We start from the raw sequence: 22,727 nt of genomic DNA, 5'->3' as shown, positions 1-22,727 counted from the left end.
GCATCTTATATGGTTTGATTACTTTTATTTCCCTATTTCCAGCGCCTTTACGAACATGGATTTTGTTGCGTTGAGTGCCGTTACGTTGGCTTCATAGGAACGCGTTGCCGCGATCATATCAACCATTTCCTTCGTAACATCCACATTGGGCATATTTACGTAACCTTTTGCATCCGCATCAGGATGTGTGGGGTTATAAATGAGCTTGTTCGGCGATTGATCTTCTTTAATTCTCGTAACTTTTACGCCTTGCGCAGCTGAGTTGCCGTTTAGCTGTTGAGAGAGCATGCTGGAAAACGACTGCTGCATCGGCTCCATGACGACCATCTTCCGCTTGTAAGGCTGAAATTGTCCGTTAACGAAACTGCCTCGAGTCGTTTCTGCATTGGCGATATTGGAGGAAATAACATCCATGCGCAGCCGCTGTGCAGATAATGCAGAAGCACTAATATCAAATCCTGTTGACAGCTTCACGTTTAGACTCTCCCTTCAATCGCTGCGCGCATCATTCTTACGTCATGATTAATTTGTTGGATATAAAAGTTATAGCTTAATTGATTTTTCGCAAGCAACGACATTTCACGGTCGATATCAACATTATTTTCATTGTTGTTCATCGAAGTTGTTTCATCGGTAACAAGTTTGGGTACTGGTAGAGTAGATGAGCCTGATCCGATCGGAATATGCTTTTGATTCGTTCGTTTGCCAACCAAATGCCCTTGCTGATTTCCCATCGATTGCTCTAATAATTCCTCAAACAAAACCTCAGACCGTTTGAAATGCGGCGTATCACCGTTTGCCACATTGTTAGAAATGACGCGCTGCCGCATTTCAGCTGCTTGTAGCGCACCTTCCAATCTTCCAAATGCTGCGCCATTCAACAAATTCACGTAGTTTCACCACTTTCACATAGGAGATCTTCTTAACGTATTCAACAGATTAATGCTCAATCCTTCTTTGTTCGACAGTAAAAATTAAAAAAATGAGATCGTGTGTCGATTTTTGCCGACATGATAATATTCAACAATTTCCTAAATTATTACAATAAGAAAAAAGCCCTATCTTTGAAATAAGATAGGGCCAATATGGTCTGAACGTCCTATAATTAAGACTTAATTTTATCCAATTCTTGTAAGAGTTGGTGATTTAATATTTTAATGTATGTGCCTTTCATCCCTAAAGATCTAGTTTCGATCACGCCGGCACTTTCCAGCTTGCGAAGCGCATTTACAATAACTGAACGTGTAATGCCTACCCGATCTGCGATTTTTGAAGCTACCAGCAAACCTTCCTTGCCATCCAGCTCTTCGAAGATATGTTCGACTGCCTCAAGTTCGCTGAACGACAAAGAACCAACCGCTACGGCAACGACAGCACGGCTGCGTACCTCCTGCTCGATCTCCTCTGTCCGCTCACGCAGAATCTCCATACCTACAATCGTAGATCCATATTCAGCTAAAATAAGATCATCATCGTCAAACGTACCCGACAAACGAGTCAGAACCAAAGTGCCTAGACGGTCTCCTCCGCCAATGATCGGAACTACCGTCATAATTTCTTGATCGCCAAGCCTAGGAAATGTTTCGTAAATGCCGGAATCAGGCTTAACGTTTGTCATCGACTCCTGCATATCAAGAAAACGGCCGTTGGTTTCTTGCGGGAAACGAAGCTCATCTGCGGATAAGGAGCGCATAAAATCATGATCATACGCATCTACAGCCGCGCAGCCAAGTATTTTCCCTCTGCGACTAACGACAAACACATTCGTTTGAATCGTCGTGCATAGCACCTCCGCCATTTCCCTAAAGCTGAGCGCTTTGCCGGCCGCACGCTGCAGCAATCGGTTCAGCGTTCTTGTCTTTGTTAGTAAAGTCATTCTAATGCCTCCCAAAACTCATAACAACTACAGTATATATTGACTCAAATCGCGGTTTTGTGCAATGCTTCCCAGTTTTTCCCGTACGTATTCCGGGGTTATCGTCATTTTCTCGAGTGAGAGCTCAGGCGCTTCAAACGATAAATCTTCCAGCAGCTTCTCCAAAATCGTATGCAAGCGGCGCGCGCCAATATTTTCGGTATTGCGATTTACATCGGCAGCAATCGATGCCAGCTCATGAATCGCCTCATCCGAAAACTCGATTTGGATGCCCTCCGTCTCAAGCAAGGCTGCATATTGCTTCGTTAAAGCATTTTTAGGCTCCTTCAAAATGCTTACAAAATCATCTAAGCTTAGGCTCGTCAGCTCCACCCGAATCGGGAACCTACCTTGCAGCTCGGGAATCAAATCCGAAGGTTTGGCTACATGGAATGCGCCGGCTGCAATAAACAACACATAATCCGTTTTTACTGGACCATACTTGGTCATAACCGTAGAACCTTCTACAATTGGCAAAATGTCGCGCTGAACGCCCTCTCTGGATACATCAGGGCCTGAACCGCGCGATGGGCTCGCAATCTTGTCAATCTCATCTATGAAAATAATGCCTGACTGCTCAGCACGTGTAATCGATTCCGATATGACATCGTCCATGTCAATTAGCTTGTTCGCTTCCTCTTGCGTCAGCACCTTGCGCGCTTCCTTAACCGGCAGCTTGCGTTTTTTGGGTTTCTTCGGCATAAGCTGGCCGAACAGCTCCTGCATATTCATGCCCATGCCTTCAGGTCCCTGACCGGACAGCATATCCATCATATTAGGCGAGGAATCCTCGACCTCGATTTCAATCACTTCGTTTTCTAGCTTGCCAGCAGCGAGCTGCTCCTTGATTTGTGACCGTTTTTGATAAAGCTCATTCTCTACCTCAGGCGCTTCCTTCGGCTCATCTGCTTGCTGTTGGTTGCCAAAGAGCATCTCAAATGGATTTTTTGAGGATTTGGCTTTTGTGGCAGACGGCGCCAGCAGCGTTACGATCCGCTCATTAGCTAGTTTTTCGGCACGGTCTTTAACTTTTTCGGTTTTTTCGGTTTTCACCATACGAATTGCCGTTTCAATGAGGTCGCGGACCATCGATTCAACATCGCGGCCAACATAGCCCACCTCGGTAAATTTCGTCGCCTCAAGCTTGACAAAAGGAGCTTTGACCAGCTTCGCCAAGCGGCGAGCGATTTCTGTTTTACCGACTCCGGTAGGTCCAATCATCAAAATATTTTTCGGAACGATTTCATCGCGCAGCGTTTCATCGAGCAAACTTCTGCGGTAACGATTGCGAAGAGCAATAGCTACCGAACGTTTAGCCGGCTTTTGTCCAACGATATACTTATCAAGCTCCGCTACGATCTGGCGCGGCGTCAGTGCATCATTTCCCATTATAAAATCCCTCCGATTTCTATTCTTCGCTATGGCATTCCGAAGCTAATTCGTTTATTACAGTCACTATTCGATTACTTCTACGATAATATTTTGATTCGTGAACACACAAATTTCAGCAGCAATCTCAAGTGACGAGCGTGCGATATCCTTCGCTTCCATCTGCGGGGCATGTCGCTGAAGCGCTCTAGCAGCAGATAAAGCGAAGCTTCCGCCTGAACCTATAGCTAAAATGCCGTCATCCGGCTCTATAATCTCTCCGTTGCCCGAAATAAGCAGCAAACCGGTTTTGTCCATAACGAGCATCATCGCCTCAAGCCTGCGCAGGACACGGTCCGAGCGCCATTCCTTTGCAAGCTCGACAGCCGAACGCTGCAAATTGCCGTGATGCTCCTCCAGCTTTGCCTCGAACTTCTCGAATAACGTTATCGCGTCAGCAACCGATCCTGCAAATCCTGCGACTACTTGGCCACGGTACAACCTTCTTACTTTTTTGGCTGTGTTTTTCATGACCATGCTGTTCCCGAAAGTTACCTGCCCGTCTCCGGCAATCGCGCCTTTCCCTTCATGACGAACTGCACAAATGGTCGTTGCGTGAAATTGCATTTCCATTGCGTTGCCTCCTCAAGGTTCCATATTGAAAATAGAATGCCATGCCATCATTACGAAATATTACTGCAAATGTTCCCGTTTAAATTGCTCGATGCCTTCAAGTGCCCGATTAGCAATCATTTCATTCTTTTCTTTTTTGCTGCGAATCTTTTTCTCCAGAGGCGGGAATAAACCGAAGTTTGCATTCATTGGCTGAAAATGCTTGAAATCGGCAGTCGTAATATAGTTAGCCATGCTTCCTAGTGTCGTTTGTTCTGGCAGCACAACCGGCTCTAAGCCGCGTGCTAGCTTAGCAGCGTTAATACCGGCAATCAATCCTGATGCTGCCGACTCCACATAACCTTCTACTCCGGTCATTTGACCGGCGAAGAACAACGTGTCGCGATTGTTAAGCTGATAAGTAGGCTTAAGCAGTCGAGGGGAATTGATAAACGTATTGCGGTGCATAACTCCGAAGCGAACGAACTCCGCATTCTCAAGCCCTGGAATGAGCGAGAATACACGCTTCTGTTCGCCCCACTTGAGGTGGGTCTGGAAGCCAACCAAATTGTACAAGGTACCCGCTGCATTATCTTGGCGAAGCTGAATAACCGCATGCGGCAGCTTGCCTGTATGCGGATTGACAAGGCCTACGGGCTTCATTGGTCCAAACAATACGGTTTGCTTGCCTCTGCTTGCCATAACTTCGATCGGCATGCAGCCTTCAAAATAAACTTCCTTCTCGAAATCTTTAACTTCAGCTTTCTCAGCCGTCGTCAGCGCCTCGTGGAAGATTTCAAACTCCTCTTCCGTCATCGGACAGTTCAAGTAGGCAGCTTCCCCTTTGTCATACCTTGATGCTAAATAAACTTTATTCATATCGATAGAATCTTTTTCTACGATTGGAGCAGCAGCATCATAGAAATAAAAATATTCCTCGCCCAGCAGCTCTTGAATCTGAGAGGATAAGCCTGGAGCCGTTAGAGGGCCTGTTGCTATAACAACGATCCCATCTGTCGGGATTTCCGTAACTTCCTCATTGCGGACCTCGACTAATGGATGCTCATGCAGCCTGCGCGTAACCTCGCCCGAGAAACCATCGCGGTCAACGGCAAGCGCTCCGCCTGCCGGGACAGCATGCTGGTCCGCACAGCTCAAAATAAGCGAGTTCAGCTGGCGCATTTCTTCCTTTAGGACGCCTACGGCATTGGTTAGTCCATTTGCTCTTAGGCTGTTGCTGCAGACAAGCTCTGCGAATTGATTGGTATGATGAGCCGGCGTTTTCGTAACTGGGCGCATTTCATAGAGAACGACTGGCACTCCCTGCGATGCGATTTGCCATGCTGCCTCGCTTCCTGCTAGACCAGCTCCGATGACGGTTACTTTTTGTGGTTGTGACAAAATGTATTCAATCCTTTCAAAATATAATTCACGATGCAAAAAAACAATGGAAAAACGTTAAAGGCTTTTACAAAACCCTAATGCCTTTTTCAAAAAAAATCAACTTGCCAAGCCGAATTCGCAAACGGCAACACTCATCTAAGCTGCACTTACTGCAACGCAGCCTAACATTCATAGAGTCATGTGAGGTTTTTGCAGCACTTTCTGCAATAGCGAGACTCCGCTCGACAACCGCAGCCCTACAAGAACAAGTAGGATAACCTAACTTTATATGATCTTCTTAAACAAGCTTACCCTATCGATTCGTTTCATCGTTTGTTAGCTTTATTATCAATTATCCATAAGTCTATACCGCTAGCAAATCCCCTGCTATTTTCGATCGTGCTGCCTAATGGCCCAATGGTTATCTAGTCGTCAGCTTCACATAAACGCTGGTTAAACCCTCCTGTACAGGAGGGTTTAATGTGAATTAACTGCCCGTTTAACAACGGTGTCCTCCCTGTTTGGAGGGAGGACGGCTACATCGTTAACATTCGTCTGCAGATTATGTTGGTCTTTAGCTAAATTTAATCAGTATCTGTGCCTTGCTCGTCTTCGTCCAGCACCTCTTCGGAATAGTCGCACGTTGGACAGAGCAGCTTCACGCCGCTGCGGTTGCGCTTCTCTACGAGCTTAGAATCGCACTGCGGGCACGGTTTGTTCGTCGGTTTGTCCCATGATACATAATCGCATCCAGGGTATTGGTCGCAGCCGTAGAAAATACGGCCTTTTTTGCTGCGTCGCTCAATAATTTTGCCTTCGGCGCATTTCGGGCAAGTGACGCCGATATCTTTGACGATAGGTTTCGTATTGCGGCATTCCGGGAAGCCGGAGCATGCTAAAAATTTACCGAAGCGACCCATCTTGTAAACCAAATGGCGTCCGCATTTCTCACATAGCTCGTCAGAAACCTCATCTTGAATTTCAATTTCCTTCATTTCATCTTCGGCTACCTCTAGCCGCTTCTCGAAGGATTCATAAAAATTCGCGAGAACCTTCACCCAGTCCTCCGTACCTTCCTCCACATGGTCAAGGTTTCCTTCCATGTTGGCCGTAAATTCGGCATCAAGAATTTCCGGGAAAAACTCCTCCATAAGCTGTATGACGAGATCGCCTAGCTCGGTTGGCATAAACTTTTTCTCTTCCATTGCGATATAACCGCGCTTTTGAATCGTCTCGAGCGTCGGTGCGTACGTACTCGGACGGCCTATACCCAGCTCCTCCAGCGTCTTCACAAGCCGTGCCTCCGTAAACCTTGGCGGCGGCTGTGTGAAATGCTGCTTGGGATCAACGGACTCTGAGTTGATCACATCGCCCGCAGCAAGCGGCGGCAAAAATTTATGCTCTTCTACCGTGCCGTCATCATTGCCTTCCACATATACCTTCATAAAGCCCGCAAACTTCACTTTAGAGCCGGTAGCTCTAAAGACCGTTTCGCCTGCTTGCAGATCTACCGTCATCGTATCTAACACCGCTGATTGCATCTGGCTGGATACGAAACGCTCCCACACAAGCTTGTATAGACGGAATTGATCGCGGCTAAGGAATGGCTTCATCGTTTCTGGATCACGCAAGATCGATGTCGGGCGAATCGCTTCATGCGCATCCTGAGCATTGCTGTTTTTCTTCGTATAAACCCGCGGTTGCTCAGGTACGAACGTCGCGCCGTACTTTTCCGTAATGTATTCCTTGGCTTCCTCTTGCGCAATTGGTGAAATCCGCGTGGAGTCCGTTCTCATATAAGTAATTAAACCGACGGTTCCTTCTTTGCCAAGCTCGACACCTTCATAAAGCTGTTGAGCGACTGACATCGTCTTAGACGCCCGGAAGCCCAGCTTCCTTGCCGCTTCCTGTTGAAGCGAACTCGTTATGAAAGGAGGCGCAGGATTGCGCAGGCGCTCCTTCTCCCGCACGTCAGATACAGTAAACTTGCTGCCCTTCATCGCGCTGAGCACTTCTTCAACTTCCGCTTCCTTGCCAAGCTCCCGCTTATCTCCGTTAATGGAATAATACTTCGCGTCAAAAGGAATGCCGGAATGGCTAAGCTTAGCCGTGATCGACCAGTATTCTTCAGGAACGAATGCATCGATTTCATTTTCGCGATCGATGATCAGCTTAACCGCAACCGATTGTACCCGTCCGGCCGACAAACCTTTTTTCACTTTCTTCCATAGAAGCGGACTAATTTTGTAACCGACAAGCCGATCCAAAATGCGTCTAGCCTGCTGCGCGTTTACTAGATCCATATTAATTTTACGCGGCGTTTTGAAAGCATCCTTAACCGCTTGTTTCGTTATCTCATTAAATACTACGCGACATGTGTCCGTCTCATCAAGCTCCAGATAGTGCGCCAAATGCCAAGCAATCGCTTCACCTTCGCGATCCGGATCGGCTGCTAGAAAGACATGTTTCACTTTTTTGCTGGCATCCTTCAATTCCTTGAGGACGCTGCCTTTGCCGCGTATCGTTATGTATTTGGGATTAAAATCATTATCTACCTCGACGCCGATCTGGCTTTTGGGCAAATCGCGAATATGTCCCATGGAAGCTTTTACGATATATTTGCTGCCTAGATATTTACCAATCGTTTTGGCTTTTGCGGGTGATTCGACGATAACTAAAGAATCTGCCATGTAAGGCGCCTCCTCTCTCCATTGCAAGCTATAAAGCAATATATATTGATCCGGGCTGCAATTCTATTTTGCGTTTTATACATAAATTTAGCAGAAGTGCGTTCAAATGTCCAAACGGAATGGCGGAGAGCTCATGCAATTCATTAATAGATAACGGTTGATCCCTCAAAAAGGCGATCAATTTGCTCTCTTCCAGCGTTAGCTGGGCCGCTTCTGTCTTCTGCTTGGCGTTGTCCGAATTGTCTGCTTCCCTATAGGCTTCTAATGCAGCTGGCAGCCACTTCAGCTCATCGATAATGTCATGAATGCCGCTTATCAGCTTTGCTTCACCCCGCTTAATCAGTTCATTGGGGCCTTCGCTCTTAGGCGATGAAATCGGACCGGGTATGGCGAACAGCTCACGCGACATGTCAGATGCATGCTGCGCAGTTATGAGCGAGCCGCTCTTTGTAGCGCCTTCCACAACGACCGTTCCAACAGATAAGGCGGCGATGATGCGATTGCGCTGAGGAAATTGCCCAGGATGCAGCGGCGTACCGATCGGAGTTTCGGAGACCAGCAAGCCGTGCTCCGCAATTTTGTGAAATAAGGATAAATTCTCTGGCGGATAACACTTATCAATTGGTGTCGGCAGAACGGCAATAGTCCCTCCCGCTTCGTACAAAGCCGCTTCATGGGCTTTGCTATCGATCCCTCTCGCTAGTCCGCTGACGACCGTTAAGCCCGCAGAGGACAGCTCCTGCGCAAGCGCAGCTGCCGAATGCCTGCCATATGCGGTTGGCACTCTCGTACCAACAATGGCAATAGCAGGTCGCTTCAGCAATTCCAACCTGCCTTTGGCATAAATGACCCAAGGCGGCTGTGCGATTTCCCTCAGAAGGTTCGGATAGTCGGGATCATAGGGAGTAATCTCAACTGCATTTGCTCTTGCAACTTCTTCTGCTCGGCCATTGGCCGTCATCCATGATTGCTTAGCGTAACGCTCGGCTGCTGATTGCGCTTGGTCGCGGCGCAAGCCTATCGCAAGTAAATCCTCTATACTCCATAGTTGCTTATTCCAAAATTGATGCTTAACGGCCTTCTGGATGGCAAACCATCCAATGCCGGGAATCTCGTGTAAAGCAATAATCATTTGCCTGCGAATATCTTTATTTTGTTCCATCCTCGTCCAACCCTTTCTTGGCTTGGGCTGGCCTGCATTCTTATCTATTGTGCGTTACACAGCATAAGATTGCAAGTCAACCCATAAAATAATGGCTACAGGCAAATAAAAAAGCAACCTTCCAACTCCCGTTTTCGGGTCGTTGAAAGGTTGCTTACCTTATATCGAACTATTGAATTATTTACGTGTAATACATTTTTCGAGCAAGCCTTGCTCTTCAAGAACGCTAACAAGCGTTGAACCCATTTCCGATGGTGTCGGAGCTACTTTAATGCCGCAAGCTTCAAGCGTTGCGATTTTTTCAGCAGCTGTTCCTTTACCGCCAGAAATGATTGCGCCTGCATGTCCCATACGTTTGCCTGGAGGCGCTGTAGCGCCGCCGATGAAGCCGACAACCGGTTTTTTCATGTTGGCTTTAATCCACTCTGCAGCTTCTTCCTCTGCTGTACCGCCGATTTCACCAATCATGATTACCGCGTAGGTGTCAGGATCTTCGTTGAAGAGGTTCAAGATGTCGATGAACTCGGAACCTTTAACAGGGTCGCCGCCGATTCCTACTGCAGATGATTGTCCAATGCCGCGAGTCGTCAATTGATGAACCGCTTCATAAGTCAATGTGCCTGAGCGGGAGATAACGCCAACATGTCCAGCTGTATGAATGTAACCAGGCATAATGCCGATTTTGCACTCATCAGGTGTAATAACGCCTGGGCAGTTAGGTCCGATAAGAACGGTTTTGCTGCCGTCCATGTAACGTTTTACTTTAACCATATCAAGCACTGGAATGCCTTCTGTAATACAGATGACAAGATCAAGCTCAGCGTCAACAGCTTCCATGATCGCATCAGCAGCAAATGCTGGTGGAACGTAGATTACCGAAGCGTTAGCTCCAGTAGCCGCTTTAGCTTGTGCAACCGTGTTGAATACAGGCAATGATACGAGCGTGCCGTTATCAAGTGTAATGTCAACGTTCGTGCCACCTTTGCCAGGTGTTACGCCGCCAACCATTTGCGTACCGTATTCCAATCCGCCTTTGGTATGGAACAAGCCAGTAGCGCCTGTAATACCTTGGGTAATGACTTTTGTATCTTTATTGACCAAAATGCTCACTCTTAACTCACATCCCCTGAATGAATTCGTATGCAGCCGCAGGCCGCACAGCAAGTTATCTTATTTCACGAGAGCGACAATCTTCTGCGCGCCGTCCGCCATGGAATCCGCAGCCACGATGTTCAATCCCGATTCTTTCAAAATGTTTTTGCCGAGGTCTACGTTCGTACCTTCTAGACGAACAACGAGCGGACGGTCAAGACCGACTTGCTTCGCTGCTTCGACAACACCATTAGCAATAACGTCGCAACGCATGATGCCGCCGAAAATGTTAACGAAAATACCTTTAACCTTCTCATCGGACAAAATGATTTTGAATGCTTCTGTTACCTTCTCAGCTGTAGCACCGCCCCCTACGTCTAGGAAGTTGGCAGGGTCGCCGCCGTAATATTTGATAATATCCATTGTCGCCATCGCAAGGCCTGCACCGTTAACCAAGCAACCGATGTTGCCGTCAAGTGCGATGTAGCTAAGGTCGAATTTGGACGCTTCGATTTCTTTTGCGTCCTCTTCTTCCAAGTCGCGAAGCTCAACGATATCTTTGTGACGGTAAAGAGCATTGGAATCAAAGTTAAGTTTCGCATCAAGCGCGATAACTTGTCCGTCGCCAGTTACGACAAGCGGGTTGATTTCGGCAATGGAAGCGTCTTTCTCTACGAAAGCTGTGTAGAGCGAGATCATGAACTTAACGGTTTTGTTAACCAGCTCGTTAGGGATGTTGATGGCATAAGCCAATTTGCGTGCTTGGAAAGCTTGCAAACCAACAGCTGGATCAACGATCTCTTTGAAAATTTTCTCCGGGGAGTGTTCAGCAACTTCTTCAATCTCAGTGCCGCCCTCTTCCGAAGCCATCATAACGACACGACCTGTACCGCGGTCTAATACAACGCCGATATAATATTCTTTTTTAATGTCGCAGCCTTGTTCAATCAGAAGACGTTTAACTTCTTTGCCTTCTGGTCCTGTTTGGTGGGTAACGAGCACTTTGCCTAAAATTTCGCTAGCGTATGCACGTACCTCGTCGATACTTTTTGCTACTTTAACTCCGCCCGCTTTACCACGGCCACCTGCGTGAATTTGTGCCTTCACGACAACTACCGGTGTTCCGAGCGCTTTAGCCGCTTCAACAGCTTCGTCTACGGAGAAGGCTACTTTACCTTCTGGTACGACGACACCATACTGTTTAAGGACCGCTTTCCCTTGATACTCATGGATATTCATTGTTGAAATCCTCCATTTCACAGACTGAAATCAGTCATATGTACACAAACCTCTATTATTGTAGCACCTTTCCCCATCCGTTACCTTACTTTCATACATAATTAATACGGCTTTTTTGATATGGGTTTCATCTCAATTTGAGATTAAAGGATTAAAACCTGATGGGGCCGCCATTTATCGGTGTTGTGAACTATGCCATCTAGTATGACCAAAACTGCTTTTCAATACCCGAATCATTTTAAACATTGACAATATGTAGCAGCCTCCTCTATGATATTTGCAAATTCATAATACTGATGCGGAATCGTAAGGAAGCACCTTCATCCATCAAAATGGGGGTGCTTTTTGTTTTGTTTAGTTTAATCAAGAGTGCGAGCGTATATGGCGTTGACGGCAAAGGGATATCGGTTGAAGTAGATATTGCGAGCGGGTTGCCGCAGATTAACATTGTAGGATTGCCCGACCCCGCCGTCCGCGAGTCTGTCGAGCGGGTAAGGGCTGCTCTCAAAAACAGCGGCTTCACCTTCCCGATGGACCGCATTACCGTTAATTTGGCTCCGGCCGACCTGCGCAAGGAGGGAACGTCTTTTGATCTAGCGATCGCAGCAGGCATTCTGACGGCAAGCGGCCAAATTAGTGCAGTACATTTTGAGAACACCCTCCTGCTGGGCGAGCTTTCGCTAAACGGCAGCGTTCGGCCGGTAGCCGGCGTGCTGGCAATGCTTGAGCAAGCAAAAAAGGTAGGGGTTCAGAGAGTATTGCTGCCCATCGGCAACGTGAAGGAAGCAAGCTGGATCTCCGGCCTAGAGTTGTTCGCGCTCAGCCATCTTAACGAACTGGATTTACAGAAGCAAGAACAAGACGGCTGGGAGCATATCCGCGCCGATCAAGCTCATGAATCCATTTCCTTTAAAAATAGTTCCTCAACACTCGCGGAAACAGCAGGCGATGATCCCGGCGATTTTGGCGATGTTATCGGTCAGCATCAAGCTAAGCGAGCGATGCTGATTGCCGCAGCCGGCAAACATAATCTTTTGCTGAGCGGCCCGCCAGGCACAGGAAAAACGATGATGATTCGCAGGCTGCCGGGCATTTTGCCGCCCCTTAGCGAGCAAGAAGCGCTGGAGGTCACCAAGATATACAGCGTGGCAGGCAAGCTGCCCGGAAGCTCCCATGGATTGCTTGCGCAGCCTCCCTTCCGCGCCCCGCACCATACCGTTTCCGCTGGCGGCCTAATTGGCGGCGGCTCTATCCCGAAGCCCGGGGAAGTTACGCTTGCGCATCGCGGCGTGCTGTTCTTAGATGAATTGCCGGAATTTCCAAGGCAGGTGCTTGAGGTTTTGCGCCAGCCGCTAGAGGACCGCATCGTCACCATATCCCGCTCCAAAGCCGTATTCCAGTTCCCCGCCAGCATCATGCTTGCTGCTTCGTACAACCCTTGTCCCTGCGGCTATTATGGTCATGAATATGGGGATAAGCGCTGCACCTGCAGCTCATCCATCATTAGCCGTTACCGTTCCAAAATATCCGGACCTCTGCTCGACCGAATCGATTTGCAGCTTGAGGTGCCGCGACCGATATCTTTGGATCATGCCGCCGCTTCCCCATCTTTAAACACTGCTCAAATGAAGGCGCTCGTTAGAAATGCAGTGGATTTTCAGAAGGAAAGAAACGCTAATAACAGATCCAAAAGCAAAGGTGAATTAACAGGAGCTTCCCTTCGCAAAGCGGTAAATATTAAACCCGATGCGATCGGCTTGCTGGAGCATGCTTTTGAGGCACTCGGTATCAGCATGCGCGCTTATGATCGTATGTTAAAGCTGTCCCGCACCATAGCTGACCTTGCATCCAGCGAGTCTATAATAGAGGAGCATGTAGCGGAAGCGATACAATATCGCGGTCTTGAGAGGCAGCACTCCTAATCGAATAACTAAAGGGCTTTCACCTTAGGTTAGGTTCTTAACCTAGGCAAAAGCCCTTTGTTATATGTATGGATTCAAAAAGCACCCTCGTAATGCTTGCATTCCACGATCGTCTCGTCCGTGCGGTTAATCGTGATTGCTATGACATCAAACCGAACGGAAGCATTTGAACGGCCAGCGCTTCGCAAATAAACCTGAGCCGTTTCCCTTACCTTTTGCTGTTTTCGGCGATCGACCGATTCAGCCGCTGTGCCAAATCTGCCATTTTGCTTCCTCGCGCGCACCTCGATAAAAACAAGTCTTCCTTCATGCTCCGCGATAATATCGATTTCTCCGCTGCGGCAGCGCCAGTTGCGCTCGAGAACCGAATAGTTTTTGCTTAACAAATAGTCACATGCGGCCGCTTCGCCAAACATGCCCGTTTGCTTTCTGTTGTCTCGTTTATCTCTATCATCCGCCAAGCTCTTGCGCTCAACCATTCTTCATGTCCCTTGCTTTGCGATCAGAACGATAAACAAAGCTTAATATTTCGGCAACTAGCGTATAAAGCTCTGGCGGAATCTCTTGATCGACATCAAGCTTGGAGAGCACTTCGACAAGTGAAGAATCTTCTTGGACTGGAATGCCGTTTTCCTTAGCTTTTTCAAGTATTAGGTCGGCCATATGCCCTTTGCCTTTGGCAACCATAACCGGGGCCGTGCGCTCGCCAGGCTCATATTTTAACGCAACAGCCTTTTTGATTTTTGATTTGGGCTGATCATTCACTTGTTCGCTGCTCATATGCGATAATCGACTCCTTTGTAGCGATTGGAGGAAAAAGCGGTCATTTCCGGCACTTGCAGGCTTTTTGCGGCAGCAGCCGTCGCTTCAGCCGCCTGAGCCCCGGCCTTTGGCAGCGGCGTTGTTCGAAGCGATAGCAGCTGGAATCCGGCTTGCTGCAGGCTGCTTGCTATTTCATTCCGGGATGACTCTGCCAGCATGGAGATAGCAGGGTGATCATTCCACAGATTTAAGCTGACGATTTTGTCCATCACATTAACGTCCACCATCGTGTCCCCCAGCGTATTCATAGACAAATTGAACAGCAGCCTGCAGTTGGATGAGTCCAGCTCTCCTTTGCGCCCTCTTCTCGTCTGGATATGAACGGAAGCGGTCTGCTTGCCATCGGGACTATTAAGCGGAATAAACATCGTAACATGGGTTAGCACGGAGCTGTTGCGCTCTGGCGTCAGCAGAAGCTGCTGTCCCGTAATTTGCTGAACGAGCTGCTGCGCTGTTTCTTTGATCGCGGGCGGTGTCTGATCGGAAGAAACTAACGCCAGCAGCGCGCTTTTTAGCGACTCTTGGTGTGCCGGCAAAGCTGGCTCTGCAACGGGAACACTATCCGCAATGGATGAAATGATTGCTGCTGCCGCTCGCTCGATGCCATGCCTTGTGTCTTGGATTCTTATTGGCAGCGGCTCTTCCTGCTCTTCCGCATTCCCTTGCGCGTGTACATTCGTCTGAGGAGCCTCTTTTCTAGTCAACTCCACCGCTTGGCCAGCCTGTGGAGCGGGCTGCGTCGAAGCTGCGGCTGTTTGCGCAGGCAAAGGCTTCGCAGCAGCAGAAGCAGCAGTCTCTGCTTCAGCCGCTTGCGGCGCTGGCGCAGGCTGGCTTCCGGAAGTATCCGGTGCTCCTGCAACCGCCTTGGCAAGCTGAAGCTCGTGGTCTACGCCCATCCATTTCATCATCTGCCCGAGCCAGTTGGGCTGAGACTGCGCGACTCTTGCTGTCTGGGGCGCCGCCTGCTCAGCCGCACCCTCTTCAGCAGTTGCAAGCGTACTTGCGCTCGCCTGCCCCAGAGGCTGTTCTATTTTTGCTGTTTGTGCGAGCTGCGCTTTTGCAATTGCAGCTTCTTTCGTTCCCATCTCTGCCGCCTTGGATGGCTCATTAGGCGACGATGCCGCGCGCAACAGTTCCATCCCTTCTACCAGCAACGCTTGCACCCGAGCTGCCGCCTGCGGCAATGGCTTTGCTTCTGCCGAAGCGCCGTCTGGATCACCGGTTGCGAGCGCAGAAAGCTGCTGCTGCATCGTTTCAATGAGTTCATGGGCGCTGCGGCCGAACATAACCTGCTGCATGGCACCAACCGTTGCGCCCGTCATCGGCAACCCCCGTTTAAAAGTTGCAGCTGCGGCCTGCATCCACTGCTCCGCATCGCCGCCCGCCGGCATCGCCGCTGCGGCTTGTTGAAAGGCTTGCGCAACCTCACGGTTCAGAATGACGCCTTCTTTGCGCAAATCCTTTACAATATGCGCCGCCCATTTCTGTTCAGGCAATGCGAGCTGCTTAGCCCATTCTTTAAAGGTATCCTCCGGCAGCCCTACAGCGCCCGGTTCAACCTGCTTCAGCGTCACAAGCGCTCCGCTTGATTGCGGCTGTACCTGCAGCATGGCTGTTTGCCCCACTTGAAGCGGGGCTTCCAGCTTCGCACGCACCTGCACCCCGTTAATCTGAACGAGCGCCTCGTTATTTTCCATCACCTGCAGTACGACGCCCCGTACAACTTGGCCAACCTTGAGTTCCATCGCCCGTGTATCCGTTCCTGAAGATTCCCCTAGGAAACTCCGCATCATTTGACTAATATTCATCTGCTCATCCGCCTCCGCTGCTCCAGCGCCTATCTGCGAGTTTCTTCTTATGCGCTTATCGCTCTCTATACGTTATACTTTTTCGACTCCGTTAAACCTATAAACCATATATCGGTCGAAGTAAGCCAAGCATGAAGCGATACTGCCCAAAAAGATATTTAAACAAAAAAACGCCTGATCATCACACGAAGCATTCCTCTGCCTCGTACAATCAATCAAGCGTCATGCTGTTTGTTTTGCAATAAAGTCTAGAAGAGCAGAAGCTGCTCCTCTGTAAACAAGTTGCCGAGAAACGATCTGCGATGCAGGGGACTTGGCCCTGTCGCCAGCAATCGCTCGCGATGCAGCTTCGTTGCGTAGCCTTTATGAATAGCAAGCCCATAGTCAGGGTATTCCTGCTCCCACTCGCCAGTACACAGTCTATCGCGGGTAACTTTAGCGACAATGGATGCAGCCGCGATGGACTGGCTGGTTGCGTCCCCTTTGATGATCGACTGCTGAGGCAGTGACACATCCACCTTCTCCGCGTCGATAAGCAAATAATCCGATGGCACCTGCAAAGATTCCACCGCATGCTTCATTGCGAGTCTAGCTGCCTGCTTAATATTGATGCGGTCGATCGTTTCAGCGTCAACGCGAGCAGCCGACCAAGCAACGCATTCCTGCAAAATAATCTCATACAGCTGATCCCGCTTTTTCTCGGACAGCTTCTTAGAGTCATTGACTCCCTCAATCACGAGTCCCGGCGGCAAAATGACAGCTGCGGCCACAACGTCTCCGAACAAGCAGCCGCGGCCTACCTCATCCACGCCGGCAATCGCTTTGTAGCCATCTTGCCATAACGACTGTTCATATTGCAGCACGTTACGTTCCCCCGTTTCACATCAATAAGGTGGAGCTTCCAGCGTGATGCGACCTAGCTTGCCTGAACGCAAATCACGCAAAATGATTCCTGACGTCTTCTCCAGATCGACGCGTCCGCCGCTAAGCAGGCACCCTCTCCGACGTCCGATATCCTCCATCACTCGTACGATCTCATCCGAATCGGATACATCCTTCGGCGGCGTCTCGAGCTCGTAACGCTCCTTCATGTTCGGCCAGTACCGGTCCACGAGCTCACGCATCGCAAAAAAGGCAATATCGTCAACGTTCAATATTTGCTCTCTTATGGCGCCTGTCATCGCTAGCCGGTAGCCGACCAATTCGTCCTCAAACTTCGGCCACAAAATACCAGGCGTATCAAGCAGCTCCATCTCCGTACCAATCTTAATCCACTGCTGTCCCTTTGTGACACCCGGACGGTCGCCGGTTAAAGCAATTGCTCTTCCTGCCAGCTTATTGATCAGCGTAGACTTCCCAACGTTCGGTATGCCAACGATAAGTCCCCGGATTGCACGCGGATTTATCCCTTTGGCAATTTGGCGCGCAATTTTCTCTTGCAGAATCTGCTTCGCCTTTTGCGGCACCTCATTGACACGCGTACCCGTCGAGGAGTCGATCGCTATCGATTCATGGCCCTCATTTTTGAAATAAGCCATCCATTGCTCGGTCGTCTTCGGATCTGCCAAATCGGATTTGTTCAACACGATCAGTCTTGGCTTGCCGTTCAAAATTTCTTCTATCATCGGATTGCGGCTCGAAAGCGGTACCCGAGCATCCAATAGTTCGATGGCAAGATCGATTAGTTTGAGCTTGTCTTGTATTTGCCGCTTCGCCCGGGTCATATGACCCGGAAACCATTGAATGGCCATTTACTTACTCACCTCATTTTGTCCAGTGCTTTATAAACTCTAGCTTGTCCAGCGGCCAAAAAATAATATCGGCGCGGCCAACGACTTCCTTATCTTTTACAAAGCCGATCACACGGCTATCCGTACTATCGCTGCGGTTATCGCCAAGCGCAAAAATCGTGCCTTCCGGAACCGTCATTTCAGGCACTTCGGCATTCGGGAAATTTGGCCCTCCGCCATTGTACAGCTCGCCTTTCGCATGCGCTTCTTCGATCGCTTCCTTTATATAAGGCTCATCGATTTTTTTATCATTAATATAAAGGTCGTCGCCTTCAACTTTGATCGTATCGCCCGGCACGCCAATTACCCGTTTAATGAATTTTCGCCCTTGCTCCGGAACGTCAAATACAACTACCTCTCCAAACTTCGGTTCGCGGAACGTATATAAAATTTTATTGACGATCAAACGCTCGCCCGTCTCGAAGTTAGGCTTCATGGATGGGCCGTCTACGATAAATGGTGAAAATAAAAATTGGCGAATAAGAAATACGAGAACGACCGCAATGACTAAAGCTTTGATCCATTCTACGATTTCCTTGTAAGCACCGCCCTTCTTGCCTGAGCCGGATGCATGGGCCACGGCACGGTCTGGTAATTTTTGCTGAAAATCGGATTGGTTTGACGTATCGTTCACTTCTTTATCATTATCGTTGTTCAGACCATCATTACGCTGCTGTGAGTCCACTCTGTTCGCCTTCTTCCCATATACTGTAATATGTAAATGACCTTTGAGAAAAAACGAAAAGGAGCTTGTTTGCGCAAGCCCCTCTTGTCGTTTGTTCTTAACGAATTTCTTTAATACGAGCAGCTTTTCCGCGAAGACTACGTAGGTAGTACAATTTCGCGCGACGTACTTTACCACGGCGAGCCACTTCGATTTTTTCGATTTTAGGCGAGTTAAGCGGGAAAGTTCTTTCCACACCAACACCGTAGGAAATTTTACGCACTGTAAAAGTTTCGCTGATTCCACCGCCGCGACGTTTGATTACAACGCCTTCGAACAATTGGATACGCTCACGAGTTCCCTCGATAACTTTTACATGAACTTTTAGCGTGTCACCAGGACGAAAGTTCGGTAGACCTTGGCGCAGGTTTTCTTGCGCAATAGTTTGCAAAAGATTCATTTGATTCACTCCTTCCACCATAGACGTTCTTATAAGCTCACCGAATTCCTATGAACCGGTTCATCGCTGATAGCGGACCGTCCGACTTTACGAACAACATTAGAAATTTTACCACAGCCAGCCCAATAATACAATATGCTTTTTTTATTCATTATTATTGTATACTAAATAATGACATACGCCGACAAAACGAGGTGGAACATTTGATTCCAGATAAAAAACAATATTTTTCCATAAAAAAAGGAGGAATGTTTGCCGCACTCTTGTTATTGACCCTTACAGCTCCTAGCTATGCGGCCGCTGAGTCCTTGAACTTCAAGGATACGAAGGATCACTGGGCTGGCACTTACATAACATGGGCGATCGAGCAAAAGTTGACGCAAGGGTATGGCGACGGCTCCTTTAAGCCTAACAATCTTGTTAATGAAGCAGAATTTCTAGCCATGATGCTCCGTGCTTACGGCTTAGCAACCGAATCGCCCGCAAGCGGCAGCGCATGGTTCCAGCCATACTACGATTATGCCGAACACCTAGGTTGGCCGGTAAGCAGCGCGCAGCAAAATAGCGAATTTCGGCGCGGAGAAGCTGCTCTGCTTCTTGCCTCGGCTGCCAGCGGCGAAGCTTTTACGGAGCAAAGCGCTGTTCAATGGCTGTTGAATGAGAAAATATCAAATGGCCGAACATCTGCAACGGTTAGCGGCTTCGCCACTGACGGCAAGCTTACCCGCGCGGAGGCGCTCACTTTTTTCTACAATCTCAAGAAGCATTCCAGCTCGTTGTCAAAAGCGCAAATTCCGAAAGCAACAAATGCGCTAGGCGGAGTCGCATTAAACGATACTATTCAGAAGCTCCAAAAAGCGCTTGGCAAGCCGGCACGCATCGATCCAAGCGAATATGGATTCTCCTGGCATATTTACAACAGCGACTATAACCACTACATGATGTTTGGCGTCCAAAACGACCGCGTTACGGCGCTTTTCTCCAACGACAGCGACAGCTGGAAAAGCACTTCCGGAATCCATATCGGCCAAACGATCACTGCGGCCAAAAAGCTTATTATCCGCCCTACTAACGCCGAGGCGAACGAGAACTATTATGCCTATACAATAGGAAACGAGCGTACCATCCTTTTTATTGACCGGCAGGACGGAAGCAAAATAACCGGCATCATTCGGATGAATCAGGCTGTCTCCAAACCAATCAAAACATCCTATACAACCAAACTCGAAGCAGCTTTTGAATTGCAGCTTTTTGATCTGGCGAATGCAGAAAGAGCTGTTCGCGGCATTCCAATCCTCGAATGGGACAAGCTCGCTGCCGCTTCAGCCCATGGACACAGCGGCGATATGAGTAAACGAAGCTTCTTTAATCACACGAACCCGGATGGCTCTTCCCCCTTTGATCGCATGAAAGCGAAGGGCGTCAAATACCACTCTGCAGCTGAGAATATCGCCGCTGGTTACCAAAGCAGCATCTTTACTCACTATGGATGGCTCAATTCCAAAGACGGTCACCGCGAGACGCTGCTGAACAGCAAGCTTAAGCGGCTTGGTACAGGCGTCGCAGTCGGGGGAACCTATAATGTATATTATACCCAAAACTTTTATACGCCATAATAAGTCAGTTTCTTCTATTATAATAAAGAGGGTTTTCAAAATTTGAACAGATCGGTTAAAAACCATAAAAAATAGCGGTGCAGGAGGCAATTCCTGTACCGCTATTTTTCTTTTTCGTCGATGTCTGCTTGCTCCGAGAAAATGTAGTGGTTTTTACTCAACCACTTTGTTTGTTAACATCGATATTCTATTTGCCTGCTTTATTAGGCTCCTGCTTCAATTGTGCAGCGATCCACTTCCGTTCCTTGTCGGTAAGCGCCGCACTCTTCAGCAGGTCAGGACGGCGCTGCAGCGTCCGCAGCAGCGATTGCTGGCGCCGCCACACCTCAATATTCGCATGATGGCCAGAAATAAGGACATCCGGCACCGGCCAGCCGCGGAATTCAGCCGGACGGGTATAATGCGGATGCTCCAGCAAGCCCGTGCTGTACGAGTCCGTTACCGCAGATGTCTCATTGCCGAGCACGCCGGGGAGCAGCCTTACCACGCTATCAATAAGCACCATCGCCGGAATTTCACCGCCAGTCAGCACGTAGTCGCCAATGGATAGCTCGTCCGTTACGAGATGCTCGCGAATACGCTCGTCATAGCCCTCATAGTGGCCGCAAATCAGCACGAGATGCTGCTCCTTTGCAAGCTCCTCCGCCTTCTGCTGCGTAAACTGAGCGCCCTGCGGACACAGCAGGATGACGCGCGGCTTAATGTTGTCATCGAGCTTAAGATCCTCAACAGCTGCAAATACCGGCTCAGGCTTAAGCACCATGCCGCCTCCGCCGCCATACGGATAATCGTCGACCGTATTATGTTTATTGCCCGAATAAGCTCTAAAGTTGATCGCTTGTGGCGTAACGATCCCTTTCTCCTTCGCTTTTCCTAAAATGCTGGCGTTAAATACACCGTCGAACATTTCAGGAAACAACGTTAGCACATCAATTTTCATCGGTTTAAATCAATCCTTCCATCAACCGGACCGTTACGACTTTCTCTTTCGTATTCACGCTGATCAAAACATCATCGATGACAGGCAATAGCAGCTGCTTGCCGGAGCCCTTCGGACGATCAACGACCCATACGTCATTTGCGCCAGGGCTTAGTATTTCCGATATGGTGCCAAGCTCCTCGCCTTCTTCCGTCACGACGCGGCAGCCTATAATTTCATGATAATAATATTCGCCGTCGTCCAAATCAACCAGATTGGCTTCGGACACCTTAAGCACCCAGCCCTTATATTTCTCTACCTGATTAATATCAGTGAAGCCCTCAAGCTTCAGTATGTATACGGTTTTGTTCTCCCGTGCGCTAATGACCTTCACTTCAAGCGATGCTCCGCTTTCCTCGTTCAGCATGAGCAGCTTGCTCCCGGGTGCGAAGCGAACATCCGCAAAATCCGTTTGCGACAATATTTTCAGCTCTCCGCGAATACCGTGCGTATTAACTACCTTTCCGACCGTAAACCATTTTTCGCTCATTACAACCAGCCCTTCATATGTGTATCCCTCTATTATACATGCAAAAACGGCATCGTTCCACGTTGGAGACGAAGCCGTTTGGATATGCGCAGTGTTTAAAATAGCTGCATATTAAAAAAAGGCTAGGACATACATCCTAACCTTCCCTCCATTACGTGCATCATGACATAATGTCGACGATGACGCGCTTTTGCGATTTGACGGAAGCAGAAGTCACTACCGTACGCATCGCTTTCGCAATGCGTCCCTGTTTACCGATGATTTTACCGATATCCTCGGGGTGAACCGAAAGCTCGTATATCGTGCCACGGTCATCATCCTTCACATTGATTTGCACCTGATCAGGATGATCAACCAATGCCTTCGCTATGACAAGAATCAATTCTTTCATCTCAAGGCCCTCCGCTATTCAACAGTTATTTCTGTTGCTTAAGCTCATGGAACTTTTTAAGAACACCTGCTTTGGAAAGCAAGTCACGAACTGTATCAGAAGCTTGCGCTCCTGTTTGCAGCCATTTCAACGCTTTTTCTTCATCGATCTTTACTTGAGCCGGTTGTGCAACCGGGTTATAAGTGCCGATCTCTTCGATAAAACGTCCGTCACGCGGCGAACGGGAATCCGATACTACTACGCGGTAGAAAGGAGCTTTATGAGCACCAATTCTTTTCAAACGAATACGTACTGCCATGAAAATTCACCTCCTTCAAAGAGTAA

Annotated in this window: 23 protein-coding genes; 2 read left to right on the top strand and 21 right to left on the bottom strand. The window is 48.6% G+C overall.

Annotated features, from left to right (window positions below; genetic code table 11):
• Positions 1-24 precede the first annotated feature (24 nt).
• The 10 genes from flgC to sucC form a co-directional block, all read right to left on the bottom strand.
• A complete protein-coding gene (gene flgC, locus A7975_RS02940) occupies positions 25-474 on the bottom strand; it encodes a flagellar basal body rod protein FlgC (RefSeq protein ID WP_053375714.1) in 450 nt (149 codons plus the stop codon).
• A 2-nt stretch (positions 475-476) separates the two neighbouring features.
• Entirely contained in the window at positions 477-890 is a 414-nt protein-coding gene (gene flgB, locus A7975_RS02935; protein WP_065384078.1) for a flagellar basal body rod protein FlgB, read from the bottom strand.
• A 215-nt stretch (positions 891-1,105) separates the two neighbouring features.
• Complete coding sequence (codY, locus tag A7975_RS02930) at positions 1,106-1,876, bottom strand: GTP-sensing pleiotropic transcriptional regulator CodY (protein ID WP_053375712.1); 771 nt, start codon at positions 1,874-1,876, stop codon at positions 1,106-1,108.
• Positions 1,877-1,903: 27 nt separating this feature from the next.
• Positions 1,904-3,304 carry an ATP-dependent protease ATPase subunit HslU gene (gene hslU, locus A7975_RS02925; RefSeq protein ID WP_065384077.1) on the bottom strand — a complete coding sequence of 467 codons (1,401 nt, stop codon included), beginning with the start codon at positions 3,302-3,304 and terminating at the stop codon, positions 1,904-1,906.
• A 66-nt stretch (positions 3,305-3,370) separates the two neighbouring features.
• Complete coding sequence (hslV, locus tag A7975_RS02920; RefSeq protein ID WP_053375710.1) at positions 3,371-3,916, bottom strand: ATP-dependent protease subunit HslV; 546 nt, start codon at positions 3,914-3,916, stop codon at positions 3,371-3,373.
• Positions 3,917-3,976: 60 nt separating this feature from the next.
• Positions 3,977-5,296: an FADH(2)-oxidizing methylenetetrahydrofolate--tRNA-(uracil(54)-C(5))-methyltransferase TrmFO gene (gene trmFO / locus A7975_RS02915; protein ID WP_065384076.1), complete on the bottom strand. Its 1,320-nt coding sequence runs from the start codon at positions 5,294-5,296 to the stop codon at positions 3,977-3,979.
• A gap of 566 nt (positions 5,297-5,862) precedes the next feature.
• A complete protein-coding gene (topA, locus tag A7975_RS02910; protein WP_053375708.1) occupies positions 5,863-7,968 on the bottom strand; it encodes a type I DNA topoisomerase in 2,106 nt (701 codons plus the stop codon).
• A gap of 28 nt (positions 7,969-7,996) precedes the next feature.
• Positions 7,997-9,130 (bottom strand): DNA-processing protein DprA, encoded by a 1,134-nt coding sequence (gene dprA, locus A7975_RS02905; RefSeq protein WP_065384075.1) that lies wholly within the window; start codon positions 9,128-9,130, stop codon positions 7,997-7,999.
• 177 nt (positions 9,131-9,307) lie between these two features.
• Entirely contained in the window at positions 9,308-10,240 is a 933-nt protein-coding gene (gene sucD / locus A7975_RS02900; protein WP_053375706.1) for a succinate--CoA ligase subunit alpha, read from the bottom strand.
• A gap of 60 nt (positions 10,241-10,300) precedes the next feature.
• On the bottom strand, positions 10,301-11,461 hold the full coding sequence (sucC, locus tag A7975_RS02895) for an ADP-forming succinate--CoA ligase subunit beta (RefSeq protein WP_065384074.1): 1,161 nt from the start codon (positions 11,459-11,461) through the stop codon (positions 10,301-10,303).
• Positions 11,462-11,811: 350 nt separating this feature from the next.
• On the opposite strand from sucC, the gene A7975_RS02890 reads away from it, so the two are divergent.
• Complete coding sequence (locus A7975_RS02890; protein ID WP_065384796.1) at positions 11,812-13,383, top strand: YifB family Mg chelatase-like AAA ATPase; 1,572 nt, start codon at positions 11,812-11,814, stop codon at positions 13,381-13,383.
• A 74-nt stretch (positions 13,384-13,457) separates the two neighbouring features.
• Here A7975_RS02890 and A7975_RS02885 read toward each other — a convergent pair whose 3' ends face one another.
• From A7975_RS02885 to rplS, 7 genes are all read right to left on the bottom strand, one after another.
• Positions 13,458-13,862, bottom strand: coding sequence for a YraN family protein (locus A7975_RS02885; protein ID WP_065384073.1), 405 nt, complete (start codon positions 13,860-13,862; stop codon positions 13,458-13,460).
• Positions 13,855-14,163, bottom strand: a complete 309-nt coding sequence (locus A7975_RS02880; RefSeq protein ID WP_065384072.1) for an EscU/YscU/HrcU family type III secretion system export apparatus switch protein — start codon at positions 14,161-14,163, stop codon at positions 13,855-13,857. The genes A7975_RS02885 and A7975_RS02880 overlap by 8 nt, the downstream gene beginning before the upstream one ends.
• On the bottom strand, positions 14,160-16,013 hold the full coding sequence (locus A7975_RS02875; protein ID WP_065384071.1) for a hypothetical protein: 1,854 nt from the start codon (positions 16,011-16,013) through the stop codon (positions 14,160-14,162). The genes A7975_RS02880 and A7975_RS02875 overlap by 4 nt, the downstream gene beginning before the upstream one ends.
• 248 nt (positions 16,014-16,261) lie before the next feature.
• Positions 16,262-16,876, bottom strand: a complete 615-nt coding sequence (locus tag A7975_RS02870; RefSeq protein ID WP_065384070.1) for a ribonuclease HII — start codon at positions 16,874-16,876, stop codon at positions 16,262-16,264.
• Positions 16,877-16,897: 21 nt separating this feature from the next.
• Positions 16,898-17,764, bottom strand: a complete 867-nt coding sequence (gene ylqF / locus A7975_RS02865; RefSeq protein ID WP_053375700.1) for a ribosome biogenesis GTPase YlqF — start codon at positions 17,762-17,764, stop codon at positions 16,898-16,900.
• Between the two features lie 13 nt (positions 17,765-17,777).
• The gene (gene lepB, locus A7975_RS02860) at positions 17,778-18,488 is read right to left on the bottom strand and encodes a signal peptidase I (protein ID WP_483295888.1); all 711 of its coding nucleotides are present in this window, start codon (positions 18,486-18,488) and stop codon (positions 17,778-17,780) included.
• Between the two features lie 97 nt (positions 18,489-18,585).
• A complete protein-coding gene (gene rplS / locus A7975_RS02855; protein WP_053375699.1) occupies positions 18,586-18,927 on the bottom strand; it encodes a 50S ribosomal protein L19 in 342 nt (113 codons plus the stop codon).
• A gap of 248 nt (positions 18,928-19,175) precedes the next feature.
• Here rplS and A7975_RS02850 point away from each other — a divergent pair, with 248 nt between their 5' ends.
• A complete protein-coding gene (locus tag A7975_RS02850; RefSeq protein ID WP_176707658.1) occupies positions 19,176-20,543 on the top strand; it encodes a CAP-associated domain-containing protein in 1,368 nt (455 codons plus the stop codon).
• A gap of 187 nt (positions 20,544-20,730) precedes the next feature.
• On the opposite strand, the gene trmD is transcribed toward A7975_RS02850, so the two are convergent.
• From trmD to rpsP, 4 genes are all read right to left on the bottom strand, one after another.
• Positions 20,731-21,483 (bottom strand): tRNA (guanosine(37)-N1)-methyltransferase TrmD, encoded by a 753-nt coding sequence (trmD, locus tag A7975_RS02845; RefSeq protein WP_065384068.1) that lies wholly within the window; start codon positions 21,481-21,483, stop codon positions 20,731-20,733.
• Between the two features lie 4 nt (positions 21,484-21,487).
• Positions 21,488-22,012, bottom strand: coding sequence for a ribosome maturation factor RimM (gene rimM / locus A7975_RS02840; RefSeq protein WP_053375696.1), 525 nt, complete (start codon positions 22,010-22,012; stop codon positions 21,488-21,490).
• Between the two features lie 160 nt (positions 22,013-22,172).
• A complete protein-coding gene (locus A7975_RS02835) occupies positions 22,173-22,403 on the bottom strand; it encodes a KH domain-containing protein (RefSeq protein WP_053375695.1) in 231 nt (76 codons plus the stop codon).
• A 25-nt stretch (positions 22,404-22,428) separates the two neighbouring features.
• Positions 22,429-22,701, bottom strand: coding sequence for a 30S ribosomal protein S16 (gene rpsP / locus A7975_RS02830; RefSeq protein ID WP_053375694.1), 273 nt, complete (start codon positions 22,699-22,701; stop codon positions 22,429-22,431).
• Between the last annotated feature and the right edge of the window lie 26 nt (positions 22,702-22,727).

The organism is Bacillus sp. FJAT-26390 (assembly GCF_001682865.1).
Classification (GTDB): domain Bacteria; phylum Bacillota; class Bacilli; order Paenibacillales; family Paenibacillaceae; genus Pristimantibacillus.
The sequence above is the reverse complement of the archived record's forward strand: the minus strand, read 5'-3'. Positions and strand labels throughout refer to the sequence as shown.